Below are 13,709 nucleotides of genomic sequence, written 5' to 3'. Positions count from 1 at the left end.
TTAAAGTCATAAAAAAAGCATATGACGTCTACTTTGAGGTCTGCCGCCTGCGCTTTTGCAGCACACTATGCTAAACATACCGCCATTCAGGAGAATTTGAAATGACAAAATTGCGGGTTATGTAACAGATAAGTGACAAATAAAAAACCGCGTCAGGATGAACCGGACGCGGTGGAGTCAGGCGCCAGATTACCAACCGGCGGGCAGGTAGCCCAATGCGGAAGCTATCGCGTAAACGGCGCTACAAAGGTAAAGCAACACAATGAAGGTCTGGATCAGCGGATGGGTTATCAGCGCCGGACAGGTCCAGCCTGGCGTGATATCACCGCGCTGCCGGGCACCTTTGAGCATCAGAATCGGCATGATGGATAAAATCACGCCGCTGAAGACGCCGGCAAAATAGAGTGCATTCACAAACGACACCATACCGCTGTACGCCAGAATAAATGGCGGGATAGCCACGACAGTCAGCACGATCAGGCGCTTGAGCGGTTGTTCATCGTTACCCAGGCGGAACTGATCGAAAATATTCGTCAGGAAGCTTCCCCCCAGACCCCAGTAAGAAGTCAGCATCGCGCACAGGGCAAACAGGTTAGCCGAGAAAAAGGCCCACTCACCGAGCGCTCTGCCCCAGGAAATCGTCGCCACGTCGGAAATATTATCCAGACCGCTCAGGGCGATCACCGACAGCGGGACCAGCGCCAGCAGGCAGAAAGTCAGCCCCATTCCCACCATAATCGCTTTCGGCAATTTCTCCGGCTTATCCGCAAACCCGCGGGCCATTTCCGGAACGATATACTGCGCCGAGAAGCAGAATGCGACCACGTTGAACACCGGCACCATATATAGCCAGTTGCCGTCGAGCAAATAGCGAACCTGGGTCGTCTCTTTGAGCAGCGTCGCCGCCACCAGCACGGCGATCATGACCACCATGCCGATACTGATGAATTTTTCACCCCGCCCGATGGCCTTCAGCCCGAGATAAAGCACGCCTGCCGCCGGGATAAAAAAGAGCGCACTCCCCAGCGCCGGAGAGATACCGAACAGCGAATGCAGCAGCTTACCGCTTCCGGTCATATAGGCCGTCAACGCGCCGATGCTGTTCACGCAAACGGACAGGAACATCATCAGCGCCCCGAAGCGTCCGACATAGCGATGCGACAGCCCACTCAGCTGTAAATGTTTACGGGTGCGCAGCGTCGATTCCGCGACATACAGCATGGTGATCGTCGTCAGGCTGCCGACCACCACCAGCCAGAACAACAGCGGTAAAAAGCCGGCCTTGCTGGACGCATAGGCGATAGACAGAACCCCGGCACCGATATTGGTGCCGACGATCATTGAGACCCCTTCGACGAAACTAAGGGATTTTGCAGGTACAGCGGTACGCTCCCGGCTCGTCAGAACCGAGGAAAAGGTGGAATGTTCAGACATAATATTTTCCGTTTTATTCCGGCGACATGCGCCGCCGGAAAAAAGGTGATATCAGGGTGATAAACCACTCACGCTGAGTATGAAAACTCATGTGCGGCATCCTGTTTTATCTGGCTTCCTTGCCGCCGCACAGGAGTCGGGCACATCATCCCTTCAGGACGCGCGCCAGAATATCCAGCGCTTTTGTAAACTGCGCATCGGGGATAGTTAACGGATACAGGAAACGGATAACGTTGCCATAGACGCCGCAGCTCAGCAGCAGCAGACCATTTTCCTGCGCCTTTTGCTGGATGTGGCGGGTGAACTCCGGTGACGGCGCGCCGGTCTGCGGATCGTTAAACTCCACGGCAACCATTGAGCCCTGCCCGCGAATATCAACGATCGCCGGGCAATACTCGCGCGCCTGATTCAGCACCTCTTTCAGGTGGCTGCCAAGCTGTTCCGCACGCTGACACAGCTGCTCTTCTTCGATGACGTCAAGGACCGCATGAGCCGCAGCGACCGCCAGCGGGTTACCGGCATAGGTGCCGCCCAGTCCGCCCGGCGCCGGCGCATCCATCACCTCGGCGCGCCCCACTACGCCAGACAGCGGGAAACCGCCGGCAAGGCTTTTCGCCATCGTCATCAGGTCCGGCTTCACATCGTAATGCTGCATGGCAAACAGCTTGCCGGTACGGGCAAAACCGGTCTGTACTTCATCGGCAATCAGCAGGATGCCGTGGGTATCGCACAGCGTACGCAGCGCCTGCATAAACTCCGCTGGCGCGACGTTAAAACCGCCTTCGCCCTGAATCGGTTCGAGGATAATTGCCGCCACCTGGTCCGGAGCGATATCGGCTTTAAAGATACGCTCAAGGCTTTTCATCGCCTCATCGGTGGTAATGCCGTGGGCAGCATTCGGGTATACCCCGTGATAGACCGAACCAGGGAACGGTCCAAAACCGATTTTGTAAGGTGCGACCTTACCGGTCAGCGCCATGGTCATAAAGGTACGGCCATGAAAACCGCCGCCAAAAGTAATCAGCCCCGGACGACCGGTATAAGCGCGGGCAATCTTCACCGCGTTTTCCACGGCTTCCGCACCGGTGGTGAAGAAAGCGGTTTTGGCCGGGCCATCAACCGGCGCCAGCGCGTTAATGCGCTCCGCCAGCGAGACATAGCTTTCGTAAGGGACAATCTGATACGCCGTATGGGTAAAGGCCTCCAGCTGCTGCGCGACGGCGGCAACAATTTTCGGGTGGCGATGGCCGGTATTGAGCACGGCAATTCCCGCAGCAAAATCAATCACCTCATTGCCTTCCACATCCCACAGCGTGGCATTCTCCGCCTTCTCAACAAAGTAATTGCACATTACGCCTACGCCGCGCGGCGTCGCCTGCTGGCGACGTTGATTCAGTTCTGAACTTTTCACCCTCGAATCTCCTGTCATGTATGTCACGTTATCGCAACAATCTCGAAACTATGTCGTTTATTTACACAGGAGTTGGCCCTATAATCGAGTACCAATTTAGATTATCTGAGGGATCCAATTGCGTTCACTCGTCGGTGACCTTGTGCTGGTCAGATTGCAGGAGGAGACAGACCCGCTGCTGCATAAACGCTTATATAACGCGGTTCGTCGCTCAATTCTGGACGGTTCTTTAGCGCCCCATAGCCGCCTGCCCCCCTCGCGAGATCTGGCCGGGGAGCTCGGCGTATCAAGAAACACCATATTAACAACTTATGAACAATTGCAGGCGGAAGGATATGTGGTTTCCCGCCGCGGGAGCGGCACATTCGTCGCGAAAACCGGGCCGGATATTTCTCTTTCTACTGGCAACATCGCCGTAAACAGCAGCGACTTGACGGCAACCCCCTTTTTGTCCCGTCGCGGGCAACAGTTGCTCAGCCACGTCAGCGCCAGTCCGCGCCAGTGGGGAGCTTTTATCCCCGGCGTACCGGACGTCAATGCCTTTCCCCACCCGCTATTTAGCAAGATTCAGGCCCGTATCAGCCGCCGCCCGAAACCCGAGCGACTGAGCTACAGCTGTAACGGCGGTACGCCTGAACTGCAGCAGGCGTTAGTGGACTACCTTCGCGTGTCCCGGGGCGTCCACTGTCAGGCAGATCAAATTCTTATTACGGAAGGGATCCATCAGGCAATCGATCTGGTGACGCGTATGCTCTGCGATAGTGGCGATCTGGCGTGGGTCGAGGAGCCCTCCTACTGGGGGATCCGCCACGTACTGGCGATGAATGATGTGCGGGTCAATCCGATTACCGTCGATGCCAACGGCCTGTGCCCGCCGGAGACCGTTGAGGAGGCGCCGCATCTGATTTTTGTCACCCCATCGCATCAGTACCCGCTGGGGGCGGTGATGAGTCTGGAACGCCGTCAGCGTCTGTTGGCCCTGGCGCGCCAGCACGGCAGCTGGATCGTCGAGGATGATTACGATAGCGAATTTCGCTTTTCCGGCCAGCCGATTCCGGCGCTGCAGGGACTGATTGCCGACGCGCCGGTGGTCTATATCGGAACGTTCAGTAAGACCCTCTATCCGGGGCTGCGGCTGGGGTATGTCGTGTTGCCGCGCCCGCTGATTGCCGATCTGAAAAGCGCCCATGCCGAGCTCTATCGCGGCGGCCACTCGCTGATTCAGATGGCGCTGGCGGAATTCATTAACGCAGGCCATTACTCCGCTCATATCCGACGAATGCGCCTGCTGTACAGTCGCCGTCGCGCCTGCCTGACCGAGCTGATTCAGCGCTATTGCAGCCCGCAGGCGCTGTCAGATTTCAGCGATAACGCCGGTCTGCATCTGATCCTCAACCTGCCAGATGATGCTGACGATGTTACGATCGCCAGACAGGCCAACGCCCGCAATATTCTGGTGCGTCCGCTGTCACGCTACTATCTGACGGAAGAACGTAAGAAGGGGCTATTGATGGGCTTTGCCAGCCTGGCGGAGGCGCAAATGGAGCCGGCCTTCCAGATCCTGCTTGAGTGCCTGCAGACCTTGTGCCCGCAGGCGCTGGCCGTCGGGGAAGAGGCAGAAAAACAAAACGCCCCAACATAATGTGGGGCGTTATCGGGTGCCTGCGCAGAGGCGAGTATGTACGCTGCCGCGTTATGCTTCGATGGCAGTACGCAGTTTCTTCATCGCGTTCTTTTCCAGCTGGCGCACGCGCTCAGCCGACACGCCATAGCGATCCGCCAGTTCCTGCAGCGTCGACTTATTGTCTTCGTCCAGCCAGCGGGCGCGGATGATATCCTGGCTACGCTCGTCCAGGCCCTGCATCGCGTCGGTCAGCTTGTTGGCCGCCTGCTCTTCCCAGTTATCATCTTCAATGCCATCGGCAAAGTTAGACGTTTTATCCTGCAGGTAGAGCACCGGCGCCATCGGCTGGCTATCGGACTCGTCGTCCGACGACATGTCGAAGGTCATGTCCTGCGCCGCCATACGGGATTCCATCTCACGTACGTCTTTGCTCGACACGCCCAGCTCGCGGGCCACCATCTCGACTTCATCCTGGTTAAACCAGCCCAGACGCTGCTTAGTTTTACGCAGGTTAAAGAACAGCTTACGCTGCGCTTTGGTGGTAGCGACTTTCACAATACGCCAGTTACGCAGAACGTATTCGTGAATTTCAGCCTTAATCCAGTGTACGGCGAAGGAAACCAGACGCACGCCCACTTCCGGGTTAAAACGACGCACGGCTTTCATCAGGCCAATGTTGCCTTCCTGAATCAGATCCGCCTGCGGCAGGCCATAGCCCGAGTAATTACGAGCAATATGAACAACAAAGCGCAGGTGAGACAGGATCAGCCTTTTCGCTGCTTCCAGATCGCCCTGGTAATGCAGCTTTTCAGCAAGCTCCCGCTCTTCATCAGCCGATAACATCGGCCAGCTGTTCGCAGCCCGGATATACGATTCCAGGTTACCAACGGGGGCTAAAGCTAAAGTTTGCATATCTTTGGTCATTCAAATCCTCTCAATCGATATCGTCTGACGTGATGGTTCCCATGAGATGAGCAACAAACATGCCAGCGTTTATGAGCAACGAGAATATCACCCACATTAGTATCAGACAGTGATTTTATCCACAAGTTCCATGCAACGATGTGAATAGATTACGCACAAAATGTGACATGGAAATGAAACGTAGGGAAGAGACAACAGGGACTCTTTCCCTGCAGAGAGACATTCATCAGTGCAGGGAAAGATTATATCAGACTTTTTTTAATCGGGGGTAAAGTGACGTAAATGTTGCACGGTAGCCAGCCAGGCCGCAACCCAGCCGATCATCGAGCAGACAATCAGCATCAGCAGACACTCGTCGAAGCCTAACCCGCTGAGTTCAAACCTGGTGCCAAACACCTGCGCGACTTCCGTCACCGCGGACGACAGTCGCATCACCATAATTTCCGACAAAATCAGCGACAAAAAGGCACCGCAGAAGCCCAGCAGCGCACCGCCATACAGGAACGGGCGCAGGATGAAGCCGTCGGTCGCGCCAATCAGTTTTTGCACGTTAATGGTATCGCGACGAGCAAAAATGCTCAGGCGTACGCTGTTGCCGATAACGAGGAACACGGCCGCCACCATCAGCACGCCAATCAGCGCCGACACACGGCCCACCAGCCCGGTCAACGAGGAGAGGCGGGCAAACCAGCTGTCATCCATACGCACTTCGTCCACGCCCTGAATGTGCGTCACGCGATCGCGCAGCGTATTCAGCGCATTGGTGCTCTGGAAATCCAGCTTCGGCACCACAATCGCGACGGCCGGAAGGGGGTTCTCTTCCAGCATATCCAGCGCGCCACCAAAGCCAGACCAGTTGCGGAACTCGCCAAGCGCTTCATCCCGCGACAGATAGTTCACCTTCTCTACGCCTTGTTCCGCCTGGAGCTGGCCAACCACCCGCGCCGCCGCGTCATCATCCAGCGTTTTCTCAAGATAAACGGTGATCTGCGGTGACGGATAGTACTGCGCCGCCGCGCTGTTGACGTTCTTGTACACCATGTAGCACACGCTTGGCAGCGTCAGCGAAATGGCGATAACCATAATGGTCAGGAAGGTAGCCAGCGGCGTACTTTTTAAATCCTGGACCGCTCCATGCCAGGCATAGCGAACCTGTTCGTTAAAGACGTTGCTCTTACGAGAAGCCGGGCCCGGCGCCGCTTTTGGCCGCTTCGGCGCATTACGCCCGCCACCGCCGCCCGCGCCTGCGCCATTGCGGAGGCGATCGAGCCGGCTACCGAACTGGCGAATCTGGTTTATTGCGTCGCGCTTATTCACCCCAATGGCCTCCATGCATATGACCGTCGCTCAGGGTCAGCATGCGATACGAGCGGCTGGAAATCAGCCCCAGGTCGTGCGTCGCCATCAGAACCGTTACCCCTACGCGGTTAAACTCCTCAAACAGGCGTAAAATCCCTTCCGAGAGCGCCTCATCGAGGTTACCGGTGGGTTCATCCGCCAACAACACCGCGGGCTTATTGACCACCGCGCGGGCAATCCCCACGCGCTGCTGTTCACCGCCGGAGAGTTGAATAGGGAGGTTTTTCGCTTTGTCCAGCAGCCCGACCTTGTCCAGCGCCGCCGACACGCGGCGACGAATATCATCGCCGCTGGCGCCGGCAATAATCAGCGGAATAGCGACATTATCAAACACCGTACGGTCCATCAGCAGGTGGTGGTCCTGGAAAATCATGCCGATCTGACGGCGCAAAAACGGCACCTCACGGCTTTTCAGGCGGCTAATGTCGTGGCCGCCGAATAAGATTTTCCCGGCGCTCGGCCGTTCAATACCGCAGATAAGCTTAAGCAGGGTACTTTTCCCTGCGCCGGAGTGGCCGGTCAGAAATGCCATCTCGCCCGACTGCAGGTGGAAATTCACCCCCTGCAGCGCTTGTCTCCCACCGAGATAGGCTTTGCTGACTTGTTCAAAGCGAATCATGATTAATCCTCTCGGGCAAAAAGTGCCTCAATAAAGTCGCCCGCATTAAACGGACGCAGATCCTCAATACGTTCACCGACGCCAATGTAGCGAATCGGAATACCGAACTGGTCGGCGACCGAGAAGATAACCCCACCTTTCGCGGTACCGTCCAGCTTAGTCAACGTGATGCCGGTCAAGCCAACGGCTTCATGGAACAGTTTGGCCTGGCTAATCGCGTTTTGCCCGGTGCTGGCATCGATGGTCAGCATGACCTCATGCGGCGCATCTTCGTCCAGTTTTTTCATCACCCGGACAATTTTCTTCAGCTCTTCCATCAGGTGCGATTTATTCTGCAGACGACCCGCCGTATCGGCGATCAGCACGTCAACGTTTCGCGCCTTCGCGGCCTGAATAGCATCGAAGATCACCGATGCCGAGTCCGCGCCGGTATGCTGAGCAATCACCGGAATGTTGTTGCGCTGACCCCAGACCTGCAGCTGTTCTACCGCCGCGGCGCGGAAGGTGTCCCCGGCCGCCAGCATCACCGATTTGCCCTGCTGTTCGAACTGACGGGCCAGCTTACCGATAGTGGTGGTTTTACCTACGCCGTTCACGCCCACCATCAGAATAACAAATGGCGTTTTCCCTTCAACATTCAGCGGCTCATCCACTTTCGCAAGGATATCGCCCATCTCTTCTTTCAGCAGGCCATACAGCGCTTCCGCATCACGTAGCTGCTTACGGCTGGCGCCTTCGGTAAGATTGGTAATGATCTTCCGGGTCGTTTCCACGCCGACGTCGGCAATCAGCAGCTGCTCTTCCAGCTCTTCAAACAGATCATCGTCGATTTTTTTGCCGCGGAACAGACTGATAAATCCGGAACCGAGATTCTGTTTGGTTTTAATCAGGCTGCGTTTCAGACGGGCGAAAAAGCCCTCTTTCGTCGGTTTTTCCTGCTCCTGTTGGGCGGAATCATCCGGCTGGCTCTGTTCTTCCGCTTCAACAATCTCTTGCTCATCAAGCGGTTGTGAAGCCAGCGCCAGAGCTTCAAGCTCTTCATCAGACAGTGCAGATTCAGGCTGTTCCTCAGCGCGCGTCTCATCACTCACCGCATCGTCCACGGCAGCGACTTGTGGTTCATCCGTCACCGCTTCCGGCGTCTGCCCGGCTACCGCTTCCGCGACAACCGGTTGAGCGATCACTTCTTCGACCAGCGGCTCCAGGGCAGCGAGGTCTTCTGTCGGCAGCGGTTCAGCGACAGCCTCTTCCGCCACGGTCTCCGCCACAACCTGTTCAACGGCGGCCTCTTCGACCCACGTACTGGCGGCTGGCGCCTCGTCAATCGCAGCATGCGGCTGAGGGATCTCTTCGGCTTCAGCCGGGGCTTCGACCACAGGCGTCACCGGCGCTGAGTGCGGTAATTCGCTCTCAACAACCTGTTCCGTCACCTCAACGACCTCGGCCGCAAAAGCTTCCGCGTCCTCTTTCTCCACCGCAGAAGCGCTTACCGTCTCCGCTTCTGGTGCCGCCACCGTCTCAGCAGGCAACGCTGTAGCCGAATGCTGTTCGGCAACGTCGGTTTGCCCTTCTACTTTCTGTTCGGTCTCGGTTTCCTGCGCCTGTTCTTTTTGTCCAAAGCCCAGCCAGGAAAAGAAGCCACGTTTTTTCTCTTTTGCCATTTGCGACGACACTCCCGCTGTTTATTCATGGCACAGCTTCGGCATAACAATAGCGGAAGCTGAAAAATGATGAAATTAGTCGGATAGTCTATCACTTAACTTAACTCGCATCACCGCCCCCGGATTAAGGTTTCGTCATCCGCGTTCGATCGCTAGAATAGCGGACTGAAAGTGGAGACCTGAGCAACGAGATGAAGAAACCAAACCACACGGGCAGCGGCCAGATCCGTATTATTGGTGGGCAATGGCGGGGACGGAAATTACCGGTGCCCGAGAGCCCAGGCCTGCGCCCGACGACCGACCGGGTCCGTGAAACCCTTTTTAACTGGCTGGCGCCTGTCATGGTCGATGCGCAGTGCCTGGATTGCTTTGCCGGCAGCGGAGCCCTCGGGCTGGAAGCGCTGTCGCGCTATGCGGGCAGCACCACGCTGCTGGAAATGGAGCGCGGCGTCGCTCAACAGTTGCAAAAAAACCTGGCGACCCTGAAAGCCAGCCATGGCAAGGTGGTCAATACCAATACGCTCAGCTACCTTAATCAGCCCGGCACGCCGCACCATATCGTGTTTGTCGATCCGCCTTTCCGCAAAGGTCTGCTGGAAGAGACGCTGCGTCTGCTGGAAAATAACGGCTGGCTCGCCGATGAAGCGCTCATCTACGTTGAGAGCGAAGTCGAAAATGGTTTACCGCCGGTGCCGGCATGCTGGCATCTGTATCGTGAGAAAGTGGCCGGACAGGTCGCCTACCGTCTCTATCAACGTGAGGCAAAAGGAGAAAATCATGCTGATTAATTTTGGCCGCGTGTTGATGCTGTGCGTCTGGGCATTTTTATTATTAAACCTGTTTCAGCCTTTCCCGAAGCCACTGAACATCTTCGTTAACGTTGCCCTGATTTTTATGATCCTGATGCACGGTCTGCAGCTGACGCTGCTAAAGGCCACTCAGCCGAAAGATGCCCCGCCGCTGGGCCGCTTTGAACAGATCCGTATTTTTATCTTCGGCGTGTTCGAACTGGTGGCCTGGCAGAAAAAGCTCAAGGCCACGCTGCGTAAGAAGTAACCCCCTGGGCTCAAGGTTCTGGCGTAAACGCGACAAACCTTGAGCCTTTGTAGCTTAGCGTTCCCCGATCACCGACGCTCAACGCATGATATTGCGCCGCCTCAAGTCGAAAACTGACTTCCAGGCCACCGCTTTCCGGCCTGAAGCTCACGTCATAGCGCATATCGCTGCCGGCGGGGGCAACGGTTTGCTGGCGCGACCGGCGATCGTTGAGCACCTTCTCCCGCTTGTTACTCACCACCACCCGCTTTTGTAGCAGCGGCGCGGCGTCGTTATTCATATTTTCCCGTCGTTGCTGCACATAGCGTACCGATGCGGCCACCACAATGATGGCGACGACGATCATAAAAAACAGGGGAACCTTGCTCATTCATCTAACCCATAAGAATTCTCAGGAATAAGCATACCGCGCCTTGATTAACGTTGTCATCTGCCCGCCCGAACCACTACACTAAGTTTCAGTACCGCCAATACACCACTCACTTAATAATAACAGATACAAGGACTTACTATGCTTTGGTCGTTTATTGCTGTCTGTTTCTCCGCATGGCTTTTCGTCGATGCGTCCTATCGCGGCCCCACGTGGCAGCGCTGGGTTTTTAAACCCGTCACGCTGATCCTGCTACTGCTGCTGGCCTGGCAGGCGCCAATGTTCAACGCCATCAGCTACCTGGTACTCGCCGGGCTGTGCGCTTCGCTGCTGGGCGATGCATTAACGCTGCTGCCGCGCCAGCGGGTGATGTATGCGGTGGGGGCCTTTTTCCTGTCGCATCTGCTGTACACGATCTGGTTTGCCAGCCAGATGACGATGTCGTTTTTCTGGCCGCTGCCGCTGGTGCTGCTGGTTATCGGCGCGCTGCTGCTTGCGGTCATCTGGAGCCGGCTGGAAGAGCTGCGCATGCCGGTCTTCACCTTTATCGGTATGACCCTGGTTATGGTCTGGCTGGCCGGTGAGCTGTGGTTCTTCCGCCCGACGGATACCGCGTTCTCTGGCTTCGCCGGCGCGTCATTCCTGCTGTTGAGTAATATTGTCTGGCTGATCAGCCACTATCGTCGTCGCTTCCGCGCCGATAACGCCATCGCTGCCGCCTTCTACTTTGCTGGCCACTTTCTGATCGTCCGCGCGCTGTATCTGTAATTTTGCGCTTGACTCTGGAGTCGACTCCAGAGTGTATCCTTCTGGTAATGAGAAAATTATCATTACCGGGAGGGTCCCATGTCGACTCCAGAAACGCAGGATAAAAAAGTCCCACAGTTCTCGTCATTCAAATTAAAGCCGGTTGTCGCCCAGGCTGACAGCTGCTGCACGGAATCTGGCTGTGCCGCCAATAACGCCACCGACAGCGAGGCGTTAAACGAGGCGCGCTATAGCTGGCTGGTTGAAGGCATGGACTGCGCCGCCTGCGCCCGTAAAGTCGAAACTGCGGTGCGCCAGGTACCAGGCGTCAACCAGGTACAGGTTCTGTTTGCCACCGAAAAACTGCTGGTCAACGCCGATGCCGATATCCGCGCTGCCGTCGAAAGTGCGGTACGTGCCGCGGGCTATACGCTGCGCGATGAAAGCGCCCCGCCGCCGGAAACCTCGCCTCTGCGCGAGAACCTGCCGCTGATAACGCTGGTACTACTGATGGCGCTGAGCTGGGGTCTGGAGCAGTTCAACCACCCCTTCGGCGAGCTGGCATTCATTGCCACCACGCTTGTGGGCCTGTGGCCCGTCGCTCGTCAGGCTCTGCGCCTGATCCGCAGCGGTAGCTGGTTTGCCATTGAAACACTGATGAGCGTCGCCGCCATCGGGGCGCTGTTTATCGGCGCAACGGCCGAAGCCGCGATGGTGCTACTGCTGTTTATGGTTGGCGAGCGTCTTGAAGGCTGGGCGGCCAGCCGTGCCCGCCAGGGGGTAAGCGCGCTGATGGCGTTAAAACCCGATACCGCCACTCGTCTGCGTGACGGCGTGCGGGAAACCGTCGCCCAGCGCGATCTCCGCCCTGGAGACATCATTGAAGTCGCAGCAGGTGGTCGCTTGCCTGCTGATGGCCAGCTGCGCACGCCGTTCGCCAGCTTCGATGAAAGTGCCTTAACCGGTGAGTCGGTGCCGGTCGAGCGCCGGTCCGGCGAACGCGTGGCGGCAGGCGCCACCAGCGTCGACCGTCTGGTTCAACTGACGGTGATTTCCGAGCCGGGCGACAGCGCCATTGACCGTATTCTGAAGCTGATTGAAGAGGCAGAGGAACGTCGGGCACCCATTGAACGCTTTATCGATCGCTTCAGCCGGATTTACACGCCGGCCATTATGGTCGCCGCCCTGCTGGTCGCCATCGTACCGCCGCTGTTCTTTGCCGCCGCCTGGCTGCCGTGGATCTACAAAGGTCTGACGCTGCTGCTGATCGGCTGTCCTTGTGCGCTGGTTATTTCCACTCCGGCGGCCATTACTTCCGGGCTGGCGGTGGCGTCGCGTCACGGTGCCCTGATTAAAGGCGGCGCAGCGCTTGAGCAACTGGGTCGCATACGTCAGGTGGCTTTTGATAAGACCGGGACGCTAACCGTCGGCCAACCGCGCGTCACCGCCGCAATCGCCCTGAATGACGTGGATGAAGATGGCCTGCTGGCACTGGCGGCGGCAGTAGAACAAGGCTCCAGCCACCCGCTGGCGCAGGCCATCGTGCGCGAAGCCCAGCAGCGCCAGCTGACGATTCCGTCTGCCCGCGGTCAGCGCGCGCTGGCGGGTTCGGGTATTGAAGCCGAGGTTGACGGTCGTCAGATACTGATTTGCGCGGCAGGCAATGACGCCGCCGCAGAGCATGAGGCGCAGATTCAGCAGCTGGAGAGCGCGGGTCAGACGGTTGTGCTGGTATTGCGCGAACAGTCTCTGCTCGGCATTCTGGCGCTGCAGGATACGCTGCGCGATGACGCCCGTCAGGCGGTCGACGATCTGCATCGTCTGGGGGTGCAGGGCGTCATTCTGACCGGCGATAACCCGCGTGCGGCTGCCGCCATTGCCGGGGAGCTGGGGCTGGAATTCCGTGCCGGACTGCTGCCGGCCGATAAAGTCGAGGCGGTCACGGCGCTCAATGCCGCTGCGCCGCTGGCCATGGTCGGTGACGGGATTAATGACGCGCCGGCAATGAAGGCCGCCACCATTGGTATCGCCATGGGCAGCGGAACCGACGTGGCGCTGGAAACCGCCGATGCCGCCCTGACGCATAACCGCTTAACCGGTCTGGCGCAGATGATTGCCCTGGCCCGCGCCACCCACGCCAATATTCGGCAGAACATTGCGATTGCGCTTGGCTTAAAGGGGATTTTCCTTATCACCACGCTGCTCGGATTGACCGGGCTGTGGCTGGCAGTGCTGGCCGATACGGGGGCAACGGTGCTGGTGACCGCTAACGCCCTGCGACTGTTACGTAAGAAATAAGCGGAAAGACCCCGGTGGCGCGTTGCTTACCGGGGCTACGGGAGCGTGCGGTCTTTGGATTTTGCAGGCCGGACAGGGACGCAGTCCCGCCTCCGGGAAGACGGTCTACGGCAATCGCACCGTTTATCCCCCGGTGGCGCGCTGCTTACCGGGGCTACGGGAGCGTGCGATCTTTGGATTTTGTAGCCCGGACAGGGGCGCAGCCC

The 13,709-nt window shown here is 57.6% G+C and carries 12 protein-coding genes; 5 read left to right on the top strand and 7 right to left on the bottom strand.

Annotated elements, in window-relative coordinates:
* Window positions 1-189 precede the first annotated feature (189 nt).
* Window positions 190-1,434 (bottom strand): aromatic amino acid transport family protein, encoded by a 1,245-nt coding sequence (locus GRPL_RS19530; protein WP_032698643.1) that lies wholly within the window; start codon window positions 1,432-1,434, stop codon window positions 190-192.
* Window positions 1,435-1,579: 145 nt separating this feature from the next.
* The gene (locus GRPL_RS19535) at window positions 1,580-2,845 is read right to left on the bottom strand and encodes a 4-aminobutyrate--2-oxoglutarate transaminase (protein WP_032690411.1); all 1,266 of its coding nucleotides are present in this window, start codon (window positions 2,843-2,845) and stop codon (window positions 1,580-1,582) included.
* 118 nt (window positions 2,846-2,963) lie between these two features.
* Between GRPL_RS19535 and pdxR the strand changes: the two genes are divergently transcribed.
* On the top strand, window positions 2,964-4,487 hold the full coding sequence (gene pdxR, locus GRPL_RS19540) for a MocR-like pyridoxine biosynthesis transcription factor PdxR (protein WP_032698641.1): 1,524 nt from the start codon (window positions 2,964-2,966) through the stop codon (window positions 4,485-4,487).
* 51 nt (window positions 4,488-4,538) lie between these two features.
* Here pdxR and rpoH read toward each other — a convergent pair whose 3' ends face one another.
* The 4 genes from rpoH to ftsY form a co-directional block, all read right to left on the bottom strand.
* Window positions 4,539-5,393, bottom strand: a complete 855-nt coding sequence (gene rpoH / locus GRPL_RS19545) for an RNA polymerase sigma factor RpoH (RefSeq protein WP_004868561.1) — start codon at window positions 5,391-5,393, stop codon at window positions 4,539-4,541.
* A gap of 258 nt (window positions 5,394-5,651) precedes the next feature.
* Window positions 5,652-6,710, bottom strand: a complete 1,059-nt coding sequence (gene ftsX, locus GRPL_RS19550) for a permease-like cell division protein FtsX (RefSeq protein WP_032690503.1) — start codon at window positions 6,708-6,710, stop codon at window positions 5,652-5,654.
* Window positions 6,703-7,371, bottom strand: coding sequence for a cell division ATP-binding protein FtsE (ftsE, locus tag GRPL_RS19555; RefSeq protein ID WP_004868565.1), 669 nt, complete (start codon window positions 7,369-7,371; stop codon window positions 6,703-6,705). Before ftsE ends, ftsX begins: the two co-directional genes overlap by 8 nt.
* A 2-nt stretch (window positions 7,372-7,373) precedes the next feature.
* Complete coding sequence (gene ftsY / locus GRPL_RS19560) at window positions 7,374-9,032, bottom strand: signal recognition particle-docking protein FtsY (protein WP_032698639.1); 1,659 nt, start codon at window positions 9,030-9,032, stop codon at window positions 7,374-7,376.
* A 191-nt stretch (window positions 9,033-9,223) separates the two neighbouring features.
* Here ftsY and rsmD point away from each other — a divergent pair, with 191 nt between their 5' ends.
* Window positions 9,224-9,820, top strand: coding sequence for a 16S rRNA (guanine(966)-N(2))-methyltransferase (gene rsmD / locus GRPL_RS19565; RefSeq protein ID WP_032690408.1), 597 nt, complete (start codon window positions 9,224-9,226; stop codon window positions 9,818-9,820).
* Window positions 9,810-10,088, top strand: coding sequence for a DUF1145 family protein (locus GRPL_RS19570; protein ID WP_032698638.1), 279 nt, complete (start codon window positions 9,810-9,812; stop codon window positions 10,086-10,088). Before rsmD ends, GRPL_RS19570 begins: the two co-directional genes overlap by 11 nt.
* Window positions 10,089-10,098: 10 nt before the next feature.
* Here the strand turns inward: GRPL_RS19570 and GRPL_RS19575 are convergent, their stop codons facing one another.
* A complete protein-coding gene (locus GRPL_RS19575) occupies window positions 10,099-10,458 on the bottom strand; it encodes a DUF2500 domain-containing protein (RefSeq protein ID WP_032698636.1) in 360 nt (119 codons plus the stop codon).
* Window positions 10,459-10,599: 141 nt separating this feature from the next.
* Between GRPL_RS19575 and GRPL_RS19580 the strand changes: the two genes are divergently transcribed.
* Both GRPL_RS19580 and zntA read left to right on the top strand, forming a co-directional pair.
* Window positions 10,600-11,226: a lysoplasmalogenase gene (locus tag GRPL_RS19580; protein WP_032698635.1), complete on the top strand. Its 627-nt coding sequence runs from the start codon at window positions 10,600-10,602 to the stop codon at window positions 11,224-11,226.
* 78 nt (window positions 11,227-11,304) lie between these two features.
* On the top strand, window positions 11,305-13,503 hold the full coding sequence (zntA, locus tag GRPL_RS19585; RefSeq protein ID WP_032698633.1) for a Zn(II)/Cd(II)/Pb(II) translocating P-type ATPase ZntA: 2,199 nt from the start codon (window positions 11,305-11,307) through the stop codon (window positions 13,501-13,503).
* Window positions 13,504-13,709 lie beyond the last annotated feature (206 nt).

This window comes from Klebsiella planticola ATCC 33531 (assembly GCF_000735435.1).
Classification (GTDB): Bacteria; Pseudomonadota; Gammaproteobacteria; order Enterobacterales; family Enterobacteriaceae; genus Klebsiella; species Klebsiella planticola.
This window is presented reverse-complemented; position numbering and strand designations above follow the sequence as displayed.